Below are 22,858 nucleotides of genomic sequence, written 5' to 3' on the forward strand. Positions count from 1 at the left end.
TATTCCTCTTTCGAATCCGGACTTAGTGGCTGCCCTGACCACCGGTATCGGCGGCATGGTTTTGCAGGTATTTGAGCAGGGTGCGCTCCTCTTCCTTGCTCAGGCGATAGTAGGCAGACATCGCCTTGAGCCCCGAGATCCAGCCGTTGGCAGTGAAGTGAGCGGGATCCGGCGCGCCGTGGCAGGAGTTGCAGGTGGATTTGTACATCTCGCCGGCGTAATCCCAGATCGGCTTGAGCGAGGACTCAAAGCCCTTGCCATCGACCCAGGCCTGCACCTGAACCTGCTCCCACTTGATATGGGTGGCGCTGTCGGTCTCCTGCTTGAGCACTTTCTCGCTCGCTTTCAGTTCGTCACGGATGGTGGCGACGAAGACCCGCTTGCCCATGTATTCGCTCAGCACCCGGCCCTTGCCATCGCTCTCGCGCCACCCTTCGATGGTCACCTTGAGGCGATCGCCGCTGCGGTCCACCACGTCGATGCGGGAGGCGGGCAGCAGTTTGCCGACCGGGTCGGTGCTCTGTTCGCTGGCGTAGAGATCTTTTTCACCCAGGTTGTAGAGGGTCTCGGCGGCTGGCGCCTCTTGCGCGTCGTTAACCAGTGTGGCGTAAGTGGCCCGGAAGCCGCCCGCCATGTTGGGCAGTTCGTGGGCGATGCCTTTGTGGCACTCGATGCAGTTCATGTTCTTCGCCGCCGCATCTTTCATCGCCAGCGCGGCCGCCGGGGACTGTTTGGCGTGATCCATGTTGTCGTAGCTGTGGCAGGACTTGCAGGTCTTGGAGTTCTGGCTGCTCATCCGTGCCCACACCTTCTCGGCCAGATGGAGACGCCGGTCCTCGAACTTTTCTTGGGTGTCGATGCTGTGGCCTATGTACTCCTGATAGAGGTCGTTGGCCGCCTCCATCTTGCGGGCCACCTTGCCGACGAAATCCTTCGGTTGATGACAGTCGGTACAGACCGCCTGTACCCCGGAGGCATTCTTGAAGTGGATGGACTCCTTGTACTCCGGATAGACGGTGTCTTTCATGGAGTGGCAGGAGATACAGAATTCGAGGCTGCTGGTTTTCTCAAAGCCATAGTGCAGGCCGACGGTGCCCGCGAGGGTGACGCCGACGCCCACCAGAAGCAGCGCCAGTACCGACCAGCGACGGCTGGGGGTGCGCAGGAAGTGCCACAGTTTTTTCATCATGCTCTCTCACATCACTTTTTTGATGGGAGCCATGATAGGGGGGCGTTGTGAACAGGGCTGCCGCCACAAATTAATGAAATAGGGGTATTTATGACAAAATGTGAATAGAATAATCCTCCCTTGTCGACCATCGTGAACCCTGCCCATGAGCTACCACATTCTGGTTGTTGAAGATGATGCGGTTACCCGCGAGAAGCTGACCGGCTATTTCGAGCTGGAGGGCTATCGGGTGACGGCGGTCGAAAATGGCCAGGAGATGCGCGCCGTGCTGGCGGAGCAGACGGTCGATCTGGTGATGCTGGATATCAACCTGCCGGGAGAAGATGGTCTGCTGCTGACCCGTGAACTGCGGGCGCGCAGCACGGTGGGGATCATTCTGGTCACTGGCCGCAGCGATGCGGTGGACCGAATTGTCGGCCTCGAGATGGGGGCCGACGACTATGTCACCAAGCCGTTCGAGCTCAGGGAACTGCTGGTGCGGGTCAAGAATCTGCTGTGGCGGATCTCGCTGGCGGCCGCCGCGCCGAGCGAGCCTGCGGTGGCTGACGATGCGGTGCGCTTCGGCCCCTGGCGTTTTGACATCCCCCGTCGCCAGCTCAGCAAGGACGGAGTGCCGGTGCGCCTGACCAAGGCGGAATATGAAGTGCTGGTGGCCTTTGTCGCCCATGCCGGGCGGGTGCTCAGTCGGGAGCGGATCCTGACCCTCATCAGCCATCGCGGCGATGGCCCGAGCGATCGCACCATAGACGTGTTGATCCGGCGGCTGCGCGGCAAGATGGAAGCGGATCCGCGGGATCCCCAGCTGTTTGTCACCGTCCATGGTGAAGGCTATCTGTTTGCTGGCGAGATAGCCTCCTGACCCCGTTGCGGTGGCCTTGACCTGTTTGACCGGGTATCAGACCGGCGGGCGGGTATCAAATTGCGGGCAGTCGTCGCCAATCTGGTGCCAGGGCGCCTTGGAGCCGACGAAGATGTGAAACGCGGGTCGCTGGCTCGGCACATCGTCCAGTACCCCGAGGCGCAGGTTGATCTTGCCGCTGCTGCTCTTCTGGCTGAACAGGCTGGAGCCGCAGTGACCACAGAAGGCCAGGGTGGTCTCTGCCGATTTCCGGTAGCGGCCGATGGCCTCTTCCCCTTTCACTATGGTGACCTTGTTGCCATCCAGTCCGCCGACCGAGGCGTAATCTCCCCCTGAAAACTTGCGGCATTCGCTGCAGTGGCAGTTCCCCATATAGTCGAACTGATCCGGCAGGGTCAGGGCGACGGCGCCGCACAGGCAGCTGGCATGTAACTCTTTCATCTCTTCTCCTTGAGTGTGCTGATCGGATTTGGAACGGCTATTCGACCCGATAGACGGGACGAAAAGCGCCATCCGAGAGGGAATCTGCGGGGTCGGCCAGCGGTGCAGAGAGCGTCAGAATGGGTGGCCCCATCACCCGCGGGCACTGCTCGGTATTGGCATCAGGGTGTTGTAGCAGGCAGACCGCCTGAGCGACCGCAAGGCGCCCCTGCAGCCGCATCTGATCGCTGTTGGCGGCCAGGATCTTGCCCCGGCGCAGTCCCCGCTGTACCCCGTGGCTGAAGTAGGTGCTCAGCACCTGGGGCCTGTCGAGATGGCGCTGCGCCAGCTCGTTGACCGCCACTTCGGCGGCGATGGCGCCCCCCACCAGATAGTCGAGGTCGGGATAGCGGGCCAGCGTCTGCTGCACCAGCGTGCGCTGGATTTCCCGGCTGTTGTCGCCGCGTTCGGTGGTGACCAGCTTGATGGCGCTCCCCTTGATGGCGTCGGCAAAGCCCGGCTCGACAAAGTTGTTGCCGCCACTCGCCTGCGGGCCGGGGAAGAGGGCGACCGAGACCGGCTTGCTGCCGGCGGGGTGGCGCTTCGCCAGCCAGTGGCCAATTTGCCAGCCCATCTGGTACCAGGAGACCCCCACCTTCGCTTGCACCAGACCGCTGGGTAGATCGTTGACCAACCCAAAGACCGGCAGCGGCGTGACCTTGATTGCCTCGCGCAAGCCCTGATAGCTCACCGCGCCGAGCAAGATGGCGTCGCTCCCTTCCTGCACGCAGCGCAGCAACTGCTGGCGCTGCTCGGCGAGGGCACCGTAACCCCCCGCTTCGTGGATCTGCAACTTGACTCCCAGCCACTTCGCTTCGTCCACCATGCCCTGATTGACTGAAAGCCAGTAGGCGTCGCGCAGATGGGGGTAGAGGGCACAGAGGGTCAGCGGCTTGGTTGCGGCGGCGGGTTCCTGCCACTGCTGGCGCAGCGGCTGGCCGCTGAATTCGCCGCCGGGCCAGATATCGACCGCAAAGGCGAGGGCGGCTCGGGGAAGCAGTAGCAACCAGATCAGCAACAACGGGGAGAGATAGACGCTTCGCATGGCCAGGGGTTTTGTTAAAGTGTTGGGCCATATTATCCGGTCAAAGCCGACCACAACCAAGGGACTTCCCGTGAGAATCTTTTCCGGCCTGGGTGGCAAGTTGCTGCTGGCCTTCTCCCTGATGGCGTTGCTGACCCTGAGTGCCTCCCTGCTGGGCTGGGTGGGGCTTAGCCATCTGCGCCAGCTGGAGCAAGGGGTGCAGCAGACTCTGGCCGATCAGGAGCTGGCCCGCACGCTCTCTCGCCTCAGCGGCGAGATCCAGAGCGCGTCACGGCTGCTGGCCACCGCGACCAGCGAGCAGGAGCGGGAGCATCAGGGACGCCTGCTCACCCTGCAGGGGCAACAGCTGCAGCAGGTGTTGGCTCAACTCGGCCGTGGGCAGGGTTCAACAAGCCTCGATCAGCTCAGTCAGAGCATCATCGGCAATCTGGGCCAGCAGGGCTGGCTGGTGGGAGAAAGATTGACCCTGATGGCGCAGGGGGAGGCGCAGCGGGCCCGTCTGGTGGCGGCGGCTGGGCAGATCGCCGAGCTGGCGCGCAGCCAGATGGAGAACGCCGAAACCGTGATGGTGGCGGGATTGGGCTCCCTCTACCAGCAGCAAGGGGGGCAAGCGGCCCGGACGCTGGACCGCCTGCTGGAGCAAGATCTCGACTGGCTGGAGCAGATGACCGAGCTGCGCCATCGCACCCTGATGCAGCAGCAGCGCATCGAAGAGATGTGGCGCAGCGAACGGCAGGAACAGTTGCAAACGCTATTGCAAGAGGGGCAGCGGGAGCTGGCTATCTTGCAACTGCGGGCCGGAGCGGTGACCGACCCGGCCCGCCGGCAGGCGGTGGAGCAGGCGCTGACCGTGCTGGCGCAGAGCGACAAGCTGGTACAACTGCGCAGCGACTGGCTCGGCAAGGGGGAGGCGCTGCGGGTGCTGGCCAATGCCAATGAGGCCCTGATGAGCAGCCTCAACCAGCAGGTCGGTGAGCTGGTCAGCCGTGCCCGCGATTCGCTGGGGCAGAGCCAGCTGGCGCTAAGCCAGCGCCTCAGGCTGCTGGAGCAGGCGTTGATGGCCATTGGCCTGCTCACCCTGTTACTGCTGATGCTGTTGATGTGGCGCATGGTCTACGGCCGGATCGTCTGGCCGCTGCAACGGGCGGTGGCGGGGATGAGCCGGTTGGCGCGCGGGGATCTGGCCCCTCTTGAGCCGATCGCCAGTACCGGGCGCGATGAGCTGGCGGAGCTGGGCCGAGCTTTACAGGTGTTTCGTGACAATGCGGTCGAGCTGGGCCGCTATCAGCGCGAGCTGGAGTCGCGGGTCGAGGAGCGCACTGGCCAGCTCAGCCACGCCAACGAGCGGCTCAATGAGGAGGTGGAGAAGCAACGGCAGGCCCGCGCCGAGGCAGAACAGGCCAACCGCGCCAAGTCGGTGTTTCTCGCCACCATGAGCCACGAGATCCGCACCCCCATGAACGGCATTCTCGGGGGCCTGACGCTGCTGGAAGATACCCACCTGAGCGATACCCAGCAGCGCTATCTGGCCGCCATCGAGCACAGTGGCGAATCCCTGCTGGAGATCCTCAACGACATTCTCGACTACTCCAAGATAGAGGCGGGCCATGTGGAGGCGCGCCGCGAGCCCTTCCCCCTGTTTCAGCTGGTGGATGAGCTCAGCGCGTTGTTTCGGCCAAAAGCAGAGGCCAAGGGGGTCACCCTGGCGCTGGAATATGCGCCCGGGCTGGCGCCTGTGGTCGAGGGGGATCTGGGCAAGCTGCGCCAGGTGCTCGGCAACTTGCTCGGCAATGCGGTCAAGTTTACCGCCCGTGGCCAGATTACCCTGACGGTAGCGCCTCTTGCCTGCCAAGGCCCTTGCGCCGAGCCCTGCATCCGCTTCGTGGTGCGCGATACCGGCCCCGGCATTCCGGCCGATGAGCAGGAGGCGGTGTTCGAGGCGTTTCGCCAGCGCAAGCGTGATATAGGCCATCAGGGCGGCACCGGGCTGGGTCTGGCGATCAGCCGCAAGCTGGTGGCCGCCATGGGGGGCGAGCTGATCCTTGTCAGCGAACCGGGCAAGGGGTGTGAATTCAGCTTCAGCCTGCCCTTGCAACGCTCGAGCGCCCAGCTGCCTGCCGAGGCGCAACCGCTGCACCTTGGCCAGTCCCGTGACATCCTGCTGGTGGAGGATAACGAGATCAACCGGCTGGTGGCGCACGGCATGCTGACCCGCCTCGGCCATCGCGTCACCCTGGCGGAGGATGGCCGCAGCGCGCTGGCGCTGGTGACCGAGCGCCCCTTCGAGTTGGCGCTGCTCGATATCAATCTGCCCGATATGGACGGCATGACCCTGCGCGAGGATCTGGCCGCCATCAGTGAAGAGATGCATGAGCGGCCGCTGCCAGCCATCGCCATCTCGGCCCAGATGTATCCGGAGGATATCCGCCACTGCCTTGCCGCCGGGTTTGTCGATTTTGTCGGCAAACCGGTGCGGCTGGCGGTGCTGGCGAACGCCATCGGTCAGCTGTTTCGGCAAGAGGGCGCCTCTATCGAGCCGCAGGCGCAGTTATCAGTAGCCGTTCCCCCAACTAACCAGCCTGAGTGGGCCAATCCGGTGCTGGATGCCGATCTGCCCCTGCTCGGTATGGCGCGGATCCGCCAGCTGGTCGCGCTGTTTGAGTCGCAAGGGCGGGTGTTGGTAGATAAGTTGGCTCAGGGTGAGGGGAGTGAGCAACGTCAGCTGGCGCATAAGCTCAAGGGGAGTGCGCTGGCGCTGGGGTTGACCGAATTTGCCAGCCACTGTGCGGCTCTTGAGGCGGGAGGCGGTGAGCCTGCGGCAATCGGGGCGCAATTTGACGCGGCGGTGAGCGGGTTGCAGCTGTGGCTGGCGGCCAACAGGGATGCGCCGTTCTGATCCCAGCTGGCGATGCACAACGTTCAGAGGGGGCCAGCCCCTGCGCCGTTATTCTATTTCGCGAAACAGCACCTGCTTGCACTTGGCACAGACCCATTCCCGGCGAAAATCGGTCAGGTGCACCATGCCCACCTCCAGCAACTCGTGGTGGCCGCAGTGATAACAGAAGATGATGTCGCCATCGACTGATTCAGGGTGGGCCGCCAGATATTCGGCTTTGGTGGGGAGTTGATCCCACGAGGTGGTGGGGAGATGTTTGCGTTGGCTGGTGTAGTAGACCCAATAGAACAGAAAAAAGACAGCCAGGATCACGAATGTCAGCAGATGGTCCATCTTGAACTCCTCCGGTTAGGTGCAGCCCCTCGGATGCATGGCTGCAATCAGCTCCATCATCATTAAATTTGTTTCGAATGAATATGTTACAGGATGGATAAAGAGGGCGTTGTGATCCCCTTCGGGTTTTGCCCGCCTGCAGCGGGATGAAAATGTGCCGTTTGGCGGAGCGGCCAGGGTATTGAACGGGGAGGGAATCTTGCTTTTTACAACATAAATTCAACATTTTTTTAGGTGGTTGGACTGTCTCTTTGATCCAGCTCACGTTACAATGCCCGCGCCCACTTCACCTAACGCGCAAACGATTTTCAGGAGAGAAACGGATGTTGAAACGTGACATGACCATCGCCAATTATGATCCGCAATTGTGGCAGGCCATCACAGACGAAACCCGTCGTCAGGAAGAGCATATCGAGCTGATTGCGTCTGAGAACTACACCAGCCCCCGTGTCATGGAAGCCCAAGGCTCCCAGCTGACCAACAAGTACGCCGAAGGTTACCCCTCCAAGCGTTACTACGGTGGTTGCGAGTATGTGGATGTGGTCGAAACCCTGGCCATCGAGCGCGCCAAAGAGCTGTTCGGTGCCACTTACGCCAACGTGCAGCCGCACTCCGGCTCCCAGGCCAACAGCGCCGTTTACATGGCTCTGCTGCAGCCGGGCGACACCGTACTGGGCATGAACCTGGCCCACGGCGGTCACCTGACCCACGGCTCTCCGGTCAACTTCTCCGGCAAGCTTTACAACATCATTCCCTACGGTATCGATGAGTCCGGCAAGATCGACTACGACGACATGGAACGTCAGGCTGTCGAGCACAAGCCGAAGATGATGATCGGTGGCTTCTCTGCCTACTCCGGCATTGTTGACTGGGCACGCATGCGCGAAATAGCCGACAAGGTCGGTGCCTACCTGTTCGTCGACATGGCTCACGTGGCTGGCCTGATCGCCGCTGGCGTCTACCCGAACCCGGTTCCCCACGCTCACGTGGTTACCTCCACCACTCACAAGACCCTGGCTGGTCCGCGCGGTGGTCTGATCCTCTCCGCCGCTGACGACGAGGAGCTCTACAAGAAGCTCAACTCTGCCGTCTTCCCGGGTGGCCAGGGTGGCCCGCTGATGCACGTCATCGCCGGTAAAGCCGTTGCCTTCAAAGAGGCGCTGGAGCCGGAGTTCAAGACCTATCAGGCTCAGGTCGTGAAAAACGCCAAGGCGATGGCTGCGACCTTTATCGAGCGCGGTTACAAGATCGTCTCCGGCGGTACCGACAACCATCTGATGCTGGTTGACCTGATCGGCCGCGAGCTGACTGGTAAGGATGCTGACGCTGCGCTGGGCAAAGCCAACATCACCGTCAACAAGAACTCCGTGCCCAACGACCCGCGCTCCCCGTTCGTCACCTCCGGTGTACGGATTGGTACCCCGGCTATCACCCGCCGCGGTTTCAAGGAGGCCGAGTCCATCGAGCTGACCCACTGGATCTGCGACGTACTGGACAACCACGACAACGATGCCGTGCTGGCCACCGTGCGCGAGAAGGTGCTGGATATCTGCCGCCGCTTCCCGGTCTATGGCTGATAAGTCAGACCGTCCGGTTTGAGACCAATGCCACCTGCGGGTGGCATTGTTTTTTCTGGCTTTTACCGGTTTTGGATGGCCGTGCTACACTGGCCGACCTAGATCCTGGCCCGCCGGGCCGGTCCCTGTTCCATTAACGCCGGAGGTCCGATGCATTGCCCATTCTGTAGTGCGGTTGATACCAAGGTGATCGATTCCCGTCTGGTGGCAGAAGGCCATCAGGTGCGCCGCCGTCGTGAGTGTCTGCTCTGTCACGAGCGTTTTACCACCTTCGAGATGGCCGAGCTGGTGATGCCCCGCGTCATCAAGTCCAACGGTTCCCGCGAGCCGTTCAACGAAGACAAGCTGCGCGCCGGCATCCTGCGGGCGCTGGAGAAGCGGCCGGTGAGCATGGAGGCCATCGAAAAGGCGGTCAACCATATCAAATCCCGCCTGCGTGCCACCGGCGAGCGCGAAGTCGCCTCCGAGCTGGTGGGCAATCTGGTGATGGATGAGCTCAAGAGTCTGGACAAGGTGGCCTATATCCGCTTTGCCTCCGTCTATCGCAGCTTCGAAGATATTCGCGAGTTCGGCGAAGAGATTGCCAAGCTGGAGAAGTAAACCTCCATGCTCACCCATGTTGCCGCGTCCGATTACGCTGCGCTAATCGAACCTACGATATTGCGTAAAGTCGAGATGTGTTGTCAAAGGAGCCCGAATGTTTAGTCAAGATGATTACCAATGGATGAGTCGGGCCCTCGAACTGGCCCGCCGCGGCCGCTACACCACGGCCCCCAACCCCTGCGTCGGCGCCGTGCTGGTGAAAGATGGCGTGGTAGTTGGCGAAGGGTGGCATCAGAAGGCGGGCGAGCCCCATGCCGAGGTTTACGCCCTGCGCGCCGCCGGTGACAACGCCCGTGGCGCTACCGCCTATGTGACCCTCGAACCCTGCTCCCACCATGGCCGTACCCCTCCCTGCGCCGAAGCGCTGATCAACGCCGGCGTGGCCCGGGTGGTAGCAGCCATGGTTGACCCCAATCCCCAGGTGGGCGGACGCGGCCTGCGGATGCTCTCCGAAGCGGGCATCAAGACCGATTTCGGCCTGCTGGCGAGTGAAGCCGAGGCGCTCAACCCGGGCTTTTTCAAACGGATGCGTACCGCCTTCCCGCGGGTGACCGTCAAGCTGGGGGCCAGTCTCGATGGCCGTACCGCCATGGCGAGCGGCGAGAGCCAGTGGATCACCTCCCCGGATGCGCGCCGTGATGTGCAGCGACTGCGGGCCCGCCACGATGCGGTGCTCTCCAGCGCCGAAACCGTGCTGGCTGACGGTGCCTCCCTGACCGTGCGCTGGGACGAGCTGCCCCCCTCGGTCAAGGCGAGCTATCCCAAAGAGACCCTGCGCCAGCCGCTGCGGGTCATCGTCGATTCGCAAAACCGCCTCACACCCGACTTGCCGCTGTTCCAGAGAGAGAGTCCGGTGCTGCTGGCCCGTCATAAGGCGTCAGGCGAGTGGCCCGTGTGGGTGCAGCAGCTGGAGCTGCCGCTGCTGGATGGCAAGCTGGATCTGGTCAGCCTGTTCATGTTGCTGGCCAAGCAGAACGTCAACTCGGTACTGGTCGAGGCGGGGCCACGGCTGTGCGGCGCCCTGCTGGAAAAAGGGCTGGTGGATGAGCTGGTGCTCTATCAGGCGCCCAAACTGATGGGTGACGAAGGGCGCGGCCTGTTCCATCTGCCCGGTCTGACCCGGCTGTTCCAGGCCCCCAAGCTCGCCATCAAGGATGTGCGCATGGTGGGGCCGGATATTCGCATTACCGCCAAAATAGCCTGATTTATCAATGTTCAAGGGGGCATAATCTGCCCCCGTCATCAGCAAGGTGATCTGCATGTTTACCGGAATTATCGAAGCGGTGGGAACCCTGGCCGAACTGCGCCGTCAGGGCGACGACATGGCCCTCACCGTCCATGCGCCGCATCTCGACTTCAGTGACGTTAAACTGGGCGACTCCATCGCCACCAACGGCGTCTGCCTCACTGTGGTGGCGCTCGGCGACAAGAGTTATACCGCCGACGTGTCGCTGGAAACCCTGTCACGCACCGGTTTTGCCGCCGCCAGAGTGGGCGATCGGGTCAACCTGGAGAAGGCGCTGATGCCCACCTCCCGCCTCGGTGGCCATCTGGTCTCCGGCCACGTAGACGGGGTAGGGGAAGTGAAAAGCGTCTCCAGCAGCGGCCGCGCCATCGAGTACTGGATCAAGGCGCCGAGCGAGCTCTCCCGCTATATCGCCGAGAAAGGCTCCATTGCTGTGGATGGCATCAGCCTCACCGTCAACGCGGTGCAGGGGGACCTTTTCCGCCTGACGATCGTGCCCCACACCGCGCAGGAGACCACCATCGCCAGCTGGAAGCCGGGCCACAAGGTCAACCTCGAGGTGGATCAGATCGCCCGCTATCTGGAGCGGCTGATGATGGGGAAAAGTCAGGAGAGCAGCGCCTCGACTCTGACCATGGAGACGCTGGCCAAGGCCGGTTTTCTCTGACGGTGTGCGCTGAGTCTGGCCACCAAAACGATTTTCTGTGATCCCGCTCTGATTGAAATGGAGCCGCTAGCCCCAATCTAGAGCAACATACACTCGCATTTGCGTTGAGCCTGCGGGCTCAACCCCCAAGCACACTGATGGAGTAGCCCATGGCGCTGAGCACAACCCAGGAAATCATTGCCGACATCAAGGCTGGCAAGATGGTGATCCTGATGGATGACGAAGACAGGGAGAACGAAGGGGACCTCATCATGGCCGCCTCCTGCGTCCGTCCGGAGGATATCAACTTCATGGCCCGCTACGGCCGTGGCCTCATCTGCCTGACCCTGACCCGGGATCGCTGCAAGCAATTGGCGCTGCCGCTAATGGTTGATCGCAACAATGCCCAGTTCTCCACCGCCTTTACCGTCTCCATCGAGGCGGCCGAAGGGGTGACCACAGGTATCTCAGCCGCCGATCGTGCGGTGACCGTGCAGGCCGCTGTGGCGGCCAATGCCAAGGCGGCCGATCTGGTGCAGCCGGGCCACATCTTCCCGCTGATGGCGCAGGATGGCGGCGTGCTGACCCGTGCCGGTCACACCGAAGCCGGTTGCGATCTGGCCCGTCTGGCCGGTTTCGAGGCGGCCGCCGTCATCGTCGAGATCCTCAACGAAGATGGCACCATGGCGCGCCGTCCTGACCTGGAGATCTTCGCCGAGGAGCACGGCATCAAGCTCGGCACCATCGCCGACCTCATCGAGTACCGCAACCAGCACGAGACCACGGTCGAGAAGGTGGCCGAATGCAAGCTGCCGACCGAGTTTGGCGAGTTCGACCTCATCACCTTCCGCGACACCATCGACAATCAGGTTCACTTCGCCCTTAAAAAGGGTGAGGTGCAGGCCGACCAGCCGACCCTGGTGCGCGTCCATCTGCACGATGTGCTGAGCGATCTGCTGCTGACCGACCGCCACGCCGCCCGCAGCTGGCCGCTGCCCAAATCCATGGCCCGCATCGCTGACGAAGGCGGGGTGCTGGTGATTTTGGGGGCGGAATCCCACGGCGCCGAGCTGCTGGCCCGGGTCAAGGGTTTTGAAGCCGCCGACAAGGGACTGGCACCGGAAGGAGCCAAGTGGCAGGGTACTTCGCGTCGGGTTGGCGTGGGTTCCCAGATCCTCAAGGCGTTGGGCGTGAGCAAGATGCGTCTGCTGAGCTCGCCGAAGAAGTACCATGCCCTCGGTGGTTTCGGTCTGGAAGTGGTTGAGTACGTCGGCGAGTAAGCGCGCCGGACTGGTTACATCGCGATCATGGCCGTCTATTGCGGCCATGGTTTTTGTCGTGGGTCTGTTGTGCTAGAATGTGCGCACTTTTGACTCCGGCCCTTTTGATTGCACAGATACAGGATTTCCAATGAAGGTTATCGAAGGAAATATCGCCGCTCCTGAGGCGCGCGTTGCTATTGTTGTTGCCCGTTTCAACAGCTTCATCAACGACAGTCTGGTGAACGGCGCGGTGGACGTACTGAAGCGTCAAGGTCAAGTGCAGGACAGCAACCTGACACTGGTAAAAGTGCCGGGCGCGGTTGAAATGCCATTGGTCATCAAGAAGCTGGCCAAGAGTGGTCAATACGACGCCATCGTGGCGGTCGGTACTGTCATCCGTGGCGGCACCTACCACTTCGACCTGGTGGCAAACGAGAACAGCAAGGGCATGGCCCAGGTAATGATGGAATATGAAATTCCCGTTGCCTTCGGTGTGCTGACCACTGAAAACATTGAACAAGCCATCGAGCGTGCAGGTACCAAGGCGGGTAACAAGGGTGCAGAGGCTGCACTGGCAGCGCTCGAAATGATCAACGTCCTGAAAGAACTGGACGTGTAACGAGGAGAAGTACATTGAAACCGTCTGAGCGCCGTAAAGCCCGCCATTGCGCCACCCAGGCCATCTACCAGTGGCAGATGACCAAGGCTAACGTGGGTGACATCGAAGAGCAGTTCAAGATCGATCAGGACACCAAGGGTGTAGACCTGAACTATTTCCGCGATCTGCTGTTCGGGGTAGCCCTCCACTGCAGCGAGCTGGACAAGGTGTTTGCACCTTTCCTCTCCCGTCCGCTGGAAGAAGTGGACATGGTGGACAAGGCGATCCTGCGTCTGGCGACCTACGAGCTGACCCGTCGTGATGATGTACCGCCGCGCGTGGTCATCAACGAAGCGATCGAGCTGGCCAAAGCTTTTGCTGCCGATGACAGCCACAAGTTTGTCAACGGTGTACTGGACAAGGTGATCAAATCGCTGAACAAGCGTTGATCCTGCTGTCCGTCAGCATCTAAGAGAGGAGCCAGCTTATTGCTGGCTTTTTACTGTATGGGTGAATTTGAGCTGATTGATAAGTACTTCAAGGTTCCCCACGCCCGCAAGGACGTGGTGATGGGCCCTGGAGATGACTGTGCCCTGCTGACCCTGCCCCCCGATACCCAGCTGGCGGTGAGCACCGACACTCTGGTGAGCGGCGTACACTTCTTTCCCGACATGGATCCGGTGGATCTCGGCTACAAGGCGCTGGCCGTCAATCTCTCCGATCTCGCCGCCATGGGGGCTGAGCCGCGCTGGGTGTCGCTGGCGCTGACCCTGCCTGCCATCAACGAAGGTTGGGTCGCCGGTTTTGCCGAAGGGTTTCTGGAGCTGGCCGAGTACTACAACGTCGCGCTGGTGGGCGGAGACATGACCCGCGGGCCGCTCTCCATCACCATCTCGGTGAAGGGGTCGGTGCCTGCCGGTCGCGCCCTGATGCGCAGTGGCGCCAAAGCCGGTGACGGCATCTATGTGACCGGCACCCTGGGGGATGCCGCGCTGGCGCTCTCCCACCTGCTGGGCAAACGCACCCTCAACGAGAACCAGTTGGCCGCCGTGCTGCCACGGCTCGACCACCCCCATCCCCGCATTCTGGCCGGTCAGGCCCTGCGCGGGCTGGCGGGCAGTGCGCTGGATCTCTCCGATGGTCTGGCATCGGATCTCGGCCATATCCTCAAGGCCTCCGGTGTGCGGGCCCAGATCGATCTCGATCTGCTGCCGCTCTCGCCGGTGCTGCAGGATGCGGTGAGCGAGCAGGAGGCGTGGCAACTGGCGCTGGCCGGTGGCGATGACTACGAACTCTGCTTTACCGTACCGGAGGAGCATCGTGGCGCGCTCGATACGGCGTTGGCCCACAGCGGGGTCAAGTTCAGCCGCATCGGCCGCATCGTGGCGGGCGAGCCGGGCATCGACTACCTGCGTGGCGACCAAGCGGTCGAGCTGCAACTGAAAGGGTGGGATCACTTCGCATGAGTTTGTTCAGGATAAAGCCCGAGCTGACACGACTGGATCTGAAAAATCCGCTTCATTTTTTGGCGGTGGGGTTTGGTTCCGGTCTCAGCCCCAAGGCGCCGGGCACCATGGGCACCCTGGCGGCCATTCCGCTCTACCTGCTGGTGAGCGGGCTGCCGACCCACTGGTTTATCGCCTTGCTGGCGGTGGGTTTTGTCGTGGGGATCCGTATCTGCCAGAGCGCCACCGATGCCATCGGCATGCCGGATCACGGCGCCATCGTCTGGGACGAGGTGATCGGTTTTGGCGTCACCATGATCGCCGCGCCAGCCGGCTGGGAGTGGGTGGTGGCGGGCTTCGCGCTGTTCCGGTTGTTTGATGTGCTCAAGCCCTGGCCCATCTCCTGGTTTGATCGCCGGATCCACGGTGGTCTGGGCATCATGCTGGACGATCTGATCGCTGGCCTGTTCGCCCTGTTTTGTATGCAATTACTGGCATTCTGGCTCGGTTGAGAGTCATCTTCCGGGGGATGACCGTTCTGGCATCCCCCGATTTATATCTGCTTAATTTTCATTCATCGGCATATGCTGCCGTTTATCATCCATTTCACATAAATATTCACTACTCATTCGGGGCTGGTTATCGTTTTGGAAATAGTGATAAATGCTGCTTGTTGCGTTGTTGTTGAAATTAAAGTAATGATACCAATAGATGTACGGACGCACCGGCCATTTGTGTGATGAAAATCATCATTTATCTCTGCCGAATTGGTGGTTATCTGCACAAAACATTGCGGAATTGTATAACTCAATCATTTACACCCGTGGTCAAACCGTCTAAGTTACTCGCGGGTTATTCCAAAAAAATGCAAAAAACCCGCCCGGATCGCTGGTTTCGCTGCCTCATGGATTGAGCAAATATTGCCCAAGGTAACAACCGGCATCTGCGGCTGATTTACGGACGAATTATTTGGGACGGATGTCCCCCGCAGAGGTAAACATGTCCTTGCTCGAAGTAAAGAACTTGCGGATCGAGTACCCCTCCCGCTACGGGGTACTGGCCGCGGTGAAGGATCTCTCTTTCTCTATCGAAAAGGGTGAGATTGTCGGGGTGGTCGGTGAATCCGGCGCTGGCAAGTCCACCATCGGCAACGCCGTTATCGATCTCCTGAGCCCGCCAGGTCGCATCGCTCGTGGCGATATCTATCTCAATGGCGAGCTCATCTCCGGCAAGAGCCAGAACGAGATGCGGGCCATCCGTGGCTCCCGTATCGGGTTCATCTTCCAGGACCCCATGACCTCCCTCAACCCGCTGTTCACCGTTGAGCATCAGCTGGTGGAGACCATTCTGGCCAATACCGACCTCTCTCGCGAGGCCGCTTTTACCAAGGCATTGGAGCTGATGGGGGCGGTGGGTATTCCGCAGCCGGAGCTGCGCATCAAACAGTATCCGCACCAGTTCTCCGGTGGCATGCGTCAGCGGGTGGTTATCGCCATCGCGCTCTCCTGCGATCCGGAGCTGATCATCGCCGACGAGCCGACCACTGCGCTCGACGTCTCCATTCAGGATCAGATCCTCCAGCTTATCCGCGCCCTCTGCAAAGAGCGTCAGGTGGGCTGCATGCTGGTGACCCACGACATGGGCGTGGTCTCCAACGTTACCGACAAGGTGGCGGTGATGTATCGCGGCGATCTGGTGGAGTTCGGCCTGACCGAACAGGTGCTGGGCAGCCCCAATCACCCCTATACCCGCAGCCTCATCTCGGCGGTCCCCCGTTCCGATGTGAAGCTGGTGCGCTTCCCGCTGGTCTCCTATATCGAGGATGCCAGTGCGCCGGATACCAATATCGACCTCAAGACCCACTGGCTCGGCCAGAGTCAGGACGAGCGTGCCTATGAAGGGGCGCTGCTGCGGGTGGAGAACGTCGATCTGAAGTTCGTCACCAAGGACTCCATCTTCCCGAGCCGCCGCCAGTATGTACGCGCCTGCAACAACATCAGCTTCGAGATCTTCGAGGGTGAAACCTTCGGTCTGGTGGGGGAGTCGGGCTCCGGTAAATCGACCATTGCCCGTGCCATCACCGGTCTCTATCCGCCTGATACCGGCAAGATTTTCTTCGAGGGGATCGATCTGACCGCTCTCAAGAGCGAGCGCGAGCGTCGCCCGCTGCGTCGCCAGATGCAGATGGTGTTCCAGAACCCCTATTCGTCGATGAACCCGCGGATGAAGGTGCGCGACATCATTGCCGAGCCGATCCGCTTCCATCAGCTGGCGAGCAGCGAGAGCCAGATTGAGGGGATTGTCGGGGATCTGCTGGATCACGTGGGTCTCGGTCGTGGTGCCGGGGTCAAGTATCCCCACGAGTTCTCAGGCGGTCAGCGCCAGCGTATCTCCATTGCCCGCGCCCTGGCCACTCGCCCGCGCTTCCTCATCTGCGACGAGCCGACCTCGGCGCTGGATGTGTCGGTGCAGGCCCAGATCCTCAACCTGCTCAAGGATCTGCAGCAGGAGCTCAAGCTCACCATGCTGTTTATCAGCCACGATCTGCCGGTGATCCGCCAGATGTGCGACCGCATCGGGGTGATGCAGCACGGTCATCTGGTGGAGGTGGCCGAGACCGAGAAACTCTTTACCAATGCCGAGCATGAGTACAGCCGCAAGCTGATCTCCCTCATGCCGGAGTTCAAGGGAATGTCCCGCGAGGGGCTGGAAATCGCAAGCTAGGAGAGCGCCGGTGCGCCGGTCTGCTTGTCAAAAAAAGTGTCATAAGAAAGCCAAAAGCATGGAGAACAAGATGAAGAAAGGATTGTCCAAGATTGCCCTGGCGCTGTTTGCCGCCGGTTTCGCCTTCAGTGTCTCAGCCGCTGATATCAAGGTGGGTGTCGCTTCTGACGCCACTTCGCTGGATCCGCAGGAGCAGCTCTCCGGTCAGACCCTGGAGATGTCGCACCTGGTATTCGATCCCCTGATGCGTTACACCCAGGACCTGCAGTTCGAGCCCCGTCTGGCCGAGAAGTTCGAGCGTGTCGATGACAAGACTGTCCGCTTCCACCTGCGCAAAGGGGTCAAGTTCCACTCCGGTAACGACTTCACCGCAGACGACGTGGTGTGGACCGTCAACCGCCTGAAATCCTCCGTCGACTTCAAGGCGATCTTCGATCCCATCAGCGAAGTGAAGAAAGTCGATGACTACACTGTCGATCTGATTACCGCCAAGCCGTTCCCGCTGGTGCTGCAGACCGTCACCTACATCTTCCCGATGGACTCCAAGTTCTACACCGGCAAAACCGAAGCGGGCAAAGACAAGGCCGAGATCGTCAAAAACGGCGACTCCTATGCCTCTACCCACGTCTCCGGTACTGGCCCGTTCACCGTCAAGTTCCGCGAGCAGGGCGTGAAGCTGGATTATGCCCGCAACGCCAACTACTGGGATAAAGCTTCCAAGGGTAACGTCGAGAACCTGACCGTGGTGCCGATCAAGGAAGATGCGACCCGTGTTGCAGCCCTGTTGGGTGGCGACGTGGACATGATCTATCCGGTTGCGCCGAACGATCTGGAGCGTGTGAAGAATGGCAAGGACTCCCAGCTGGTTACCCTGTCCGGTACCCGCGCCATCATCATCGAGCTGAACCAGAACACCAACCCGGCGCTGAAAGACAAGCGTGTACGTCAGGCCATCAACTACGCCATCAACCAGGTGGGTATCGTCGAGAAGATCAACAAGGGCTTCGGTACCCCTGCTGGTCAGCTGAGCCCGAAAGGCTATGCCGGTCACAACGAGGCGCTGGTGCCCCAGTATGATCTGGCCAAGGCCAAGGAGCTGATGAAAGAGGCCGGTTACGAGAAAGGCTTCAAGATGACCTTCATCTCCCCGGCTGCCCGCTACGTCAACGACGTCAAGATTGCCCAGGCGGTCTCCGCCATGCTGGCCAAGATCAACATCAAGGTGGATCTGAAAACCATGCCGGTGGCCCAGTACTGGCCCGAGTTTGACAAGTGCGCCGCGGACATGCAGCTGATCGGCTGGCACTCCGACACCGAAGATACCGCGAACTTCTTCGAGTTCCTGACCTTCACCAAGGACGCCAAGACCGGTATGGGTCAGTACAACTGCGCCGGTTACGCCAACGCTGAAGCTGACAAGCTGGTGATGGATGCCAACGCCGAGACCGATCCGGCCAAGCGTGCCGAGATGCTGAAGAAGGTGGAAGCCATGCTGATCGAAGATGCTGCCTACGTGCCGTTGCACTGGGAAGATCTGGCCTATGGCGCCAAGAAGAACGTCGACATCAAGCCGGTGGTCAACGTGATGAACTTCCCTTACCTGGGTGACCTGGTGGTCAGCAAGTAAGAGAACGTCGCAAGGAAGGACGGGGCGGGGTGGTCAGCTGGCCACTCCGCCCACTAACAGAAGCCTGTGCCACGACACAGGCCACGTAGAAGGACAAGCATGTTTACATTCCTGCTGAAACGGTTCTATCAGGCCGTGATAGTGATGTTCGTCATCAGCCTGGTCGCCTTCTCCATCCAGGACAACCTGGGTGACCCGTTGCGCGAGCTGGTGGGACAATCCGTCTCCGAAGCCCAGCGTCACGAGTTGCGCGAGAAGATGGGCCTTAACGATCCCTTCCTCATCAAATACAGCCGCTTTCTGAAAAATGCGGTGCATGGGGATTTGGGCACCTCCTATTTCTTCAAGCGACCCGCTCTCGAGGTGATCCTCGACAAGCTGGTGGCTACCCTTGAGCTGGTGTTTGCTGCCGCGCTCATCATCGTGGTGGTCTCCATTCCACTCGGTGTCTATTCGGCGATCCGCCCACGCAGCATTCCCACCAAGATCATCATGGCGGGGAGCAGTATCGGCATTTCGATCCCGGTATTTTTGACCGCCATCATGCTGATGTACCTCTTCTCCATCCAGCTGGGCTGGCTGCCGGCCTATGGCCGCGGCGAGACTCGTAACCTGCTTGGCTGGGAGTCGGGCTTCTTCACCTGGGATGGCATCCTGCATCTGATCCTGCCGGCGGTGTCCCTCTCTTCCATCATGCTGCCGCTGTTTATCCGGCTGGTGCGCTCCGAGATGCTGGAGCAGCTCTCCTCCGAGTATGTCAAATTCGCCCGTGCCAAGGGGCTGGATAACAACAAGGTCTACTATCAGCACGCCCTCAAAAACACCATGCTGCCGGTCATTACCGTCGGCGGGGTGCAGATCGGCACCATGGTGGCTTACACCATCCTGACCGAGAGCGTGTTCCAGTGGCCGGGCACAGGCTTCCTGTTCCTTGAGGCGATCCACCGGGTCGATACGCCCCTCATCACCGCCTACGTCATCTTCGTGGGACTGATCTTCGTGGTGACCAATACCCTGGTCGACCTGCTCTACGGGTTGATTAACCCGACCGTTAACCTGACTGCCAAGGGGTAAGCATGAGTAACGCTGTAACTGCAAGCCCAAGCCGTTGGGCACGATTCAAGAACTCTGACATCGTCTACTACTTCCTGCGGGACAAGGTAGCAATGTTCAGCTTTGCGGTGTTCGTGGTATTTGTGCTGGCGGCGCTGCTGGCGCCCTGGCTCGCCCCGCACAACGTCTATGACCAGACCAGTTTTGATCTGATGGATGCCGAGTTGCCCCCCTCCTGGCTCGAAGGCGGCGAGGAGCGTTTCTGGCTCGGTACCGACAACCAGGGGCGGGATATCTGGAGCACCATTCTCTATGGCGCCCGTATCTCCCTCACCATCGGCCTGTTTGCGGTGGCGTTGCAGCTGGTGCTCGGTATCGTCATCGGTCTGATTGCCGGTTATTTCGGTGGTCGTATCGACAACCTGCTGATGCGCTTTGCCGATGTGCAGCTGTCGTTCTCCACCATGATGGTGGCGATCATCATCTCCGCCATCTTTCAGGCAACCTTTGGCTCCGAGTTCTACTCGAAGTTCGCCATCATGATGCTGGTGGTGATCATCGGTATCGCCGAGTGGCCGCAGTATGCCCGTACCGTGCGCGCCTCTGTGCTGGCGGAGAAGAAGAAGGAGTATGTGGAAGCGGCCAAGGTGATGGGGTTCCGCGCCCCGCGCATCATGTTCCGCCACATTCTGCCCAACTGCCTGTCGCCCATTCTGGTGATCTCCACCGTGCAGGTGGCCAACGCCATCATGAGCGAGGCGGCGCTCTCCTTCCTCGGGCTGGGAATGCCGGTTGATCAGCCCTCGCTCGGTTCGCTTATCAGCGTCGGCTTCAACTACATCTTCTCCGGCTCCTGGTGGATCACCGCCTTCCCGGGTATCTGTCTGGTGGTGCTGGTGCTGGTCATCAACCTGCTGGGTGACTGGCTGCGGGATGTGTTTAACCCCAAGATCTACAAAGGTTAACGCGGGCCGACTCTGAGGCGCCGAGTCGCAGCTGTCAGGCCATTTGGATGAAAAAAATCCGAAACCGGTTTTGCCGGTTTCGGATTTTTATTGGTCTTGAGCAGACAGCTTGTTGATTGCACACCCATCAATAGTGCGGCGGCGGGGTCTCTTCGGCCATGCTGGCAATCTGGCTGGGCTGTACGCTTTGCAGTTTGTCGATCAGCAGCTGGATCTGGTATTTGAGTCGATCGAGTTCACGGCCCTGGGTGGTTACCTCGTCGTTGAGCTGCTCTATGGTGTATTCCGCATAGGCGAGACGGGTTTCCAGGGTTTCGATGCGATCGTTAAGTTGCTGACTCATGGGCCTTCGGGTCCTTACTTGATTGTCCAGATTTCGGCCAGACCACTGGAGCTGGCACTGACAAGGTGGCTATTGTCGCGCAAAGCGACGCCGTAGACCACTGCGCTGGGCGGTTTCACCTTGGGTTGCGGCGAGACGCGCCAGCTCTGCAGCAGGGCACCATCGCTCACTTGCCACAGGGAGAGCTGACGGGAAGGGGCGCCGGTGATGAGCCACTTGCCATCGTTGGCAAAGCGGGCGCTGGTGTAGACCTCGAAGCGGTGATCATATTGCAGCTGACTCACCTCCTTGCCGGTTTTCAGATCCCAGATGCTGGCCCGGCTGCTGTCGGCGGTGAAGGCGTAGCGGCCGCTCGGCTCCAGTCTGGCCATGATCACCCGGCCACCATGGTTGAAGCGCCAGATCACCTGCCCGCTACGGGTATCCCACAGATAGGCGCTGTAGTCGTTGCCGCCGGTCAGGGCGTAGCGACCGTTGGCGGAGAGATCGACCGTATTGACCTGTTCGGTGTGCCCCAGAAACTGCAGACGACGACCGCTTAGGGTATCGAGCCACTCGGCCTTGCCATCTTCCCGACCTATCAGCACATAACGACCGTCGGCAGAGAGCGCGATGTCCCTCAGCCTGGATTCAGGAAGTGAGTAGTAGCCTTGTGATTGCCCGTCGTTCAGCCGCCAGGTAGCAAAGGTGTCTGGGGTGGCGGTGACGGCATGGCTGTTGCCTTCGGAAAAGCGGGTAATGAATACCAGATCATCCGCCGAGTCGGATTGCTTCCAGCGCCAGCGTTGACGGTTCTGTTCCAGATCCCAGACGATGATGCCCTGGCTGATGCTGGAGACGATGGCCTGCTTGCCATCACTGGAGAGATCTGCGGTCAGCAGACCCGTGCTGGCGAGGGTCATTTGCTGGCTGGGTTGGGAGCTCTGCTCGCAACCGGTGAGCATTAAACAGAGGCTCACCAGATAAATGGCACTTTTTATCATTTTTGCGGTCTCACGCTTTTGTTACCTGCGATCACGGCGTTAGTATAAGGCGCTTATCACGATAAACCTCTCATTTCACGATGGAACCGAGAGCGGTATTTGGAGTTTGGAGAAACTGATGAACAAATTTCTGAAGGTGTCCCTGTTGGCGGCGGCCGTTGCCGTCGGTCTGACTGCTTGCCAAAAAGACGAGAAGCCTGCTGCGGCCAATACCGCCGAAGTGAAGGCAGAAGCCAGCAAGCCGGCAGAGGCGACCAAGGCCGAAGCCAAGAGCTTTGAAGAGCAATCTGGCTACGCAATTGGCCTCTCCATGGGTCGTTACATCGCCAATACCCTGGAGCGTCAGCAGGAACTGGGCATCAAACTGGACAACGCCGTGATCCTGAAAGGGGTGACTGACGGTCTGGGCAAAGAAGCCAAGATGACTGATGAAGAGATCCAGAAGGTACTGCAGGATTACGACGCCAAGATCAACGAGCTGACCAAGGCCAAGGCCGAGAAAGACGCCGTTGAGAATCTGAAGAAGGGCGAAGAGTTCCTGGCTGCCAACGCCAAGAAAGAGGGTGTTAAGAGCACTGAATCCGGCTTGCAATACGTGGTCGAGAAGATGGGCACTGGCGCCAAGCCGAAATCTACCGATATCGTCAAGGTTCACTACACCGGTACCCTGACCGACGGCACCAAGTTCGACAGCTCCGTCGATCGCGGCGAGCCGGCTACCTTCCCGCTCAACCAGGTTATCCCGGGTTGGACCGAAGGCGTTCAGCTGATGCCGGTTGGCTCCAAGTTCAAGTTCTTCCTGCCGTCCAAGCTTGCCTATGGCGAGCATGGTGCAGGCTCCATCCCGGCGAACGCCGTGCTGGTGTTTGACGTTGAGCTGCTGGCTATCGAGAAGCCGACTGCTGACGACGCCAAGAAGTAATCCCTTCTTGTAGTTAAAAACGGCTCCTTAAGGAGCCGTTTTTACTTGTGTATTCCCTGCAA

General features: G+C 60.3%; 22 protein-coding genes. 16 read left to right on the top strand and 6 right to left on the bottom strand.

All coding sequences use genetic code 11. From position 1 onward, the window contains the following. Positions 1-22: 22 nt before the first annotated feature. Positions 23-1,189 (bottom strand): pentaheme c-type cytochrome TorC, encoded by a 1,167-nt coding sequence (torC, locus tag OKB77_RS00510; protein WP_005343495.1) that lies wholly within the window; start codon positions 1,187-1,189, stop codon positions 23-25. Positions 1,190-1,334: 145 nt separating this feature from the next. On the opposite strand from torC, the gene torR reads away from it, so the two are divergent. Then, entirely contained in the window at positions 1,335-2,048 is a 714-nt protein-coding gene (gene torR / locus OKB77_RS00515; protein ID WP_270816800.1) for a two-component system response regulator TorR, read from the top strand. 36 nt (positions 2,049-2,084) lie between these two features. Here the strand turns inward: torR and OKB77_RS00520 are convergent, their stop codons facing one another. Beyond that, on the bottom strand, positions 2,085-2,489 hold the full coding sequence (locus tag OKB77_RS00520; RefSeq protein ID WP_075115410.1) for a GFA family protein: 405 nt from the start codon (positions 2,487-2,489) through the stop codon (positions 2,085-2,087). A gap of 37 nt (positions 2,490-2,526) precedes the next feature. Next, the gene (gene torT, locus OKB77_RS00525; RefSeq protein ID WP_270816802.1) at positions 2,527-3,573 is read right to left on the bottom strand and encodes a TMAO reductase system periplasmic protein TorT; all 1,047 of its coding nucleotides are present in this window, start codon (positions 3,571-3,573) and stop codon (positions 2,527-2,529) included. A gap of 70 nt (positions 3,574-3,643) precedes the next feature. Here torT and torS point away from each other — a divergent pair, with 70 nt between their 5' ends. Continuing rightward, positions 3,644-6,469, top strand: coding sequence for a TMAO reductase system sensor histidine kinase/response regulator TorS (gene torS / locus OKB77_RS00530; RefSeq protein ID WP_270816803.1), 2,826 nt, complete (start codon positions 3,644-3,646; stop codon positions 6,467-6,469). Positions 6,470-6,517: 48 nt separating this feature from the next. Here the strand turns inward: torS and OKB77_RS00535 are convergent, their stop codons facing one another. Continuing rightward, positions 6,518-6,802: a hypothetical protein gene (locus OKB77_RS00535; protein ID WP_100654434.1), complete on the bottom strand. Its 285-nt coding sequence runs from the start codon at positions 6,800-6,802 to the stop codon at positions 6,518-6,520. Between the two features lie 323 nt (positions 6,803-7,125). Here OKB77_RS00535 and glyA point away from each other — a divergent pair, with 323 nt between their 5' ends. The 13 genes from glyA to OKB77_RS00600 all read left to right on the top strand — a co-directional run bounded on the left by glyA (position 7,126) and on the right by OKB77_RS00600 (position 20,548). Further along, on the top strand, positions 7,126-8,379 hold the full coding sequence (gene glyA / locus OKB77_RS00540) for a serine hydroxymethyltransferase (protein ID WP_040068624.1): 1,254 nt from the start codon (positions 7,126-7,128) through the stop codon (positions 8,377-8,379). Between the two features lie 150 nt (positions 8,380-8,529). Beyond that, entirely contained in the window at positions 8,530-8,979 is a 450-nt protein-coding gene (gene nrdR / locus OKB77_RS00545; RefSeq protein WP_005338880.1) for a transcriptional regulator NrdR, read from the top strand. 97 nt (positions 8,980-9,076) lie between these two features. Beyond that, on the top strand, positions 9,077-10,186 hold the full coding sequence (gene ribD, locus OKB77_RS00550) for a bifunctional diaminohydroxyphosphoribosylaminopyrimidine deaminase/5-amino-6-(5-phosphoribosylamino)uracil reductase RibD (protein ID WP_270816804.1): 1,110 nt from the start codon (positions 9,077-9,079) through the stop codon (positions 10,184-10,186). A 55-nt stretch (positions 10,187-10,241) separates the two neighbouring features. Next, positions 10,242-10,895, top strand: coding sequence for a riboflavin synthase (locus OKB77_RS00555; protein ID WP_139399163.1), 654 nt, complete (start codon positions 10,242-10,244; stop codon positions 10,893-10,895). Positions 10,896-11,044: 149 nt separating this feature from the next. Further along, complete coding sequence (gene ribBA, locus OKB77_RS00560; RefSeq protein ID WP_270816805.1) at positions 11,045-12,154, top strand: bifunctional 3,4-dihydroxy-2-butanone-4-phosphate synthase/GTP cyclohydrolase II; 1,110 nt, start codon at positions 11,045-11,047, stop codon at positions 12,152-12,154. 130 nt (positions 12,155-12,284) lie between these two features. Beyond that, positions 12,285-12,755, top strand: coding sequence for a 6,7-dimethyl-8-ribityllumazine synthase (ribH, locus tag OKB77_RS00565; RefSeq protein WP_005338866.1), 471 nt, complete (start codon positions 12,285-12,287; stop codon positions 12,753-12,755). A 14-nt stretch (positions 12,756-12,769) separates the two neighbouring features. Continuing rightward, positions 12,770-13,183, top strand: a complete 414-nt coding sequence (nusB, locus tag OKB77_RS00570) for a transcription antitermination factor NusB (protein ID WP_005343514.1) — start codon at positions 12,770-12,772, stop codon at positions 13,181-13,183. 57 nt (positions 13,184-13,240) lie between these two features. Further along, entirely contained in the window at positions 13,241-14,200 is a 960-nt protein-coding gene (gene thiL / locus OKB77_RS00575) for a thiamine-phosphate kinase (RefSeq protein WP_026034998.1), read from the top strand. After that, complete coding sequence (locus OKB77_RS00580; RefSeq protein ID WP_005349509.1) at positions 14,197-14,691, top strand: phosphatidylglycerophosphatase A family protein; 495 nt, start codon at positions 14,197-14,199, stop codon at positions 14,689-14,691. Before thiL ends, OKB77_RS00580 begins: the two co-directional genes overlap by 4 nt. Positions 14,692-15,178: 487 nt before the next feature. Then, the gene (locus OKB77_RS00585; protein WP_042060080.1) at positions 15,179-16,903 is read left to right on the top strand and encodes a dipeptide ABC transporter ATP-binding protein; all 1,725 of its coding nucleotides are present in this window, start codon (positions 15,179-15,181) and stop codon (positions 16,901-16,903) included. Between the two features lie 70 nt (positions 16,904-16,973). Continuing rightward, positions 16,974-18,530, top strand: a complete 1,557-nt coding sequence (locus OKB77_RS00590; protein WP_042054176.1) for an ABC transporter substrate-binding protein — start codon at positions 16,974-16,976, stop codon at positions 18,528-18,530. A gap of 99 nt (positions 18,531-18,629) precedes the next feature. Next, positions 18,630-19,604: an ABC transporter permease gene (locus OKB77_RS00595; protein WP_005349514.1), complete on the top strand. Its 975-nt coding sequence runs from the start codon at positions 18,630-18,632 to the stop codon at positions 19,602-19,604. Between the two features lie 2 nt (positions 19,605-19,606). Then, positions 19,607-20,548 carry an ABC transporter permease gene (locus OKB77_RS00600; RefSeq protein ID WP_040068611.1) on the top strand — a complete coding sequence of 314 codons (942 nt, stop codon included), beginning with the start codon at positions 19,607-19,609 and terminating at the stop codon, positions 20,546-20,548. Positions 20,549-20,675: 127 nt separating this feature from the next. Here OKB77_RS00600 and OKB77_RS00605 read toward each other — a convergent pair whose 3' ends face one another. Then, the gene (locus tag OKB77_RS00605) at positions 20,676-20,891 is read right to left on the bottom strand and encodes a SlyX family protein (RefSeq protein ID WP_005335285.1); all 216 of its coding nucleotides are present in this window, start codon (positions 20,889-20,891) and stop codon (positions 20,676-20,678) included. A 14-nt stretch (positions 20,892-20,905) separates the two neighbouring features. After that, the gene (locus OKB77_RS00610; protein ID WP_201938304.1) at positions 20,906-21,874 is read right to left on the bottom strand and encodes a WD40 repeat domain-containing protein; all 969 of its coding nucleotides are present in this window, start codon (positions 21,872-21,874) and stop codon (positions 20,906-20,908) included. 118 nt (positions 21,875-21,992) lie between these two features. Between OKB77_RS00610 and fkpA the strand changes: the two genes are divergently transcribed. Then, on the top strand, positions 21,993-22,796 hold the full coding sequence (gene fkpA, locus OKB77_RS00615) for an FKBP-type peptidyl-prolyl cis-trans isomerase (protein WP_005335283.1): 804 nt from the start codon (positions 21,993-21,995) through the stop codon (positions 22,794-22,796). The last annotated feature ends 62 nt before the right edge of the window (positions 22,797-22,858 follow it).

It is taken from the genome of Aeromonas sp. Y318-3 (assembly GCF_027706185.1).
In the GTDB taxonomy this organism is placed as follows: domain Bacteria; phylum Pseudomonadota; class Gammaproteobacteria; order Enterobacterales; family Aeromonadaceae; genus Aeromonas; species Aeromonas veronii.

Coding starts and splice junctions, on each gene's coding strand:
- torC (WP_005343495.1), bottom strand. CDS start 1,189: ATGATGAAAAAACTGTGGCACTTCCTGCGCACCCCCAGCCGTCGCTGG.
- torR (WP_270816800.1), top strand. CDS start 1,335: ATGAGCTACCACATTCTGGTTGTTGAAGATGATGCGGTTACCCGCGAG.
- OKB77_RS00520 (WP_075115410.1), bottom strand. CDS start 2,489: ATGAAAGAGTTACATGCCAGCTGCCTGTGCGGCGCCGTCGCCCTGACC.
- torT (WP_270816802.1), bottom strand. CDS start 3,573: ATGCGAAGCGTCTATCTCTCCCCGTTGTTGCTGATCTGGTTGCTACTG.
- OKB77_RS00535 (WP_100654434.1), bottom strand. CDS start 6,802: ATGGACCATCTGCTGACATTCGTGATCCTGGCTGTCTTTTTTCTGTTC.
- glyA (WP_040068624.1), top strand. CDS start 7,126: ATGTTGAAACGTGACATGACCATCGCCAATTATGATCCGCAATTGTGG.
- nrdR (WP_005338880.1), top strand. CDS start 8,530: ATGCATTGCCCATTCTGTAGTGCGGTTGATACCAAGGTGATCGATTCC.
- ribD (WP_270816804.1), top strand. CDS start 9,077: ATGTTTAGTCAAGATGATTACCAATGGATGAGTCGGGCCCTCGAACTG.
- OKB77_RS00555 (WP_139399163.1), top strand. CDS start 10,242: ATGTTTACCGGAATTATCGAAGCGGTGGGAACCCTGGCCGAACTGCGC.
- ribBA (WP_270816805.1), top strand. CDS start 11,045: ATGGCGCTGAGCACAACCCAGGAAATCATTGCCGACATCAAGGCTGGC.
- ribH (WP_005338866.1), top strand. CDS start 12,285: ATGAAGGTTATCGAAGGAAATATCGCCGCTCCTGAGGCGCGCGTTGCT.
- thiL (WP_026034998.1), top strand. CDS start 13,241: ATGGGTGAATTTGAGCTGATTGATAAGTACTTCAAGGTTCCCCACGCC.
- OKB77_RS00580 (WP_005349509.1), top strand. CDS start 14,197: ATGAGTTTGTTCAGGATAAAGCCCGAGCTGACACGACTGGATCTGAAA.
- OKB77_RS00585 (WP_042060080.1), top strand. CDS start 15,179: ATGTCCTTGCTCGAAGTAAAGAACTTGCGGATCGAGTACCCCTCCCGC.
- OKB77_RS00590 (WP_042054176.1), top strand. CDS start 16,974: ATGAAGAAAGGATTGTCCAAGATTGCCCTGGCGCTGTTTGCCGCCGGT.
- OKB77_RS00595 (WP_005349514.1), top strand. CDS start 18,630: ATGTTTACATTCCTGCTGAAACGGTTCTATCAGGCCGTGATAGTGATG.
- OKB77_RS00600 (WP_040068611.1), top strand. CDS start 19,607: ATGAGTAACGCTGTAACTGCAAGCCCAAGCCGTTGGGCACGATTCAAG.
- OKB77_RS00605 (WP_005335285.1), bottom strand. CDS start 20,891: ATGAGTCAGCAACTTAACGATCGCATCGAAACCCTGGAAACCCGTCTC.
- OKB77_RS00610 (WP_201938304.1), bottom strand. CDS start 21,874: ATGATAAAAAGTGCCATTTATCTGGTGAGCCTCTGTTTAATGCTCACC.
- fkpA (WP_005335283.1), top strand. CDS start 21,993: ATGAACAAATTTCTGAAGGTGTCCCTGTTGGCGGCGGCCGTTGCCGTC.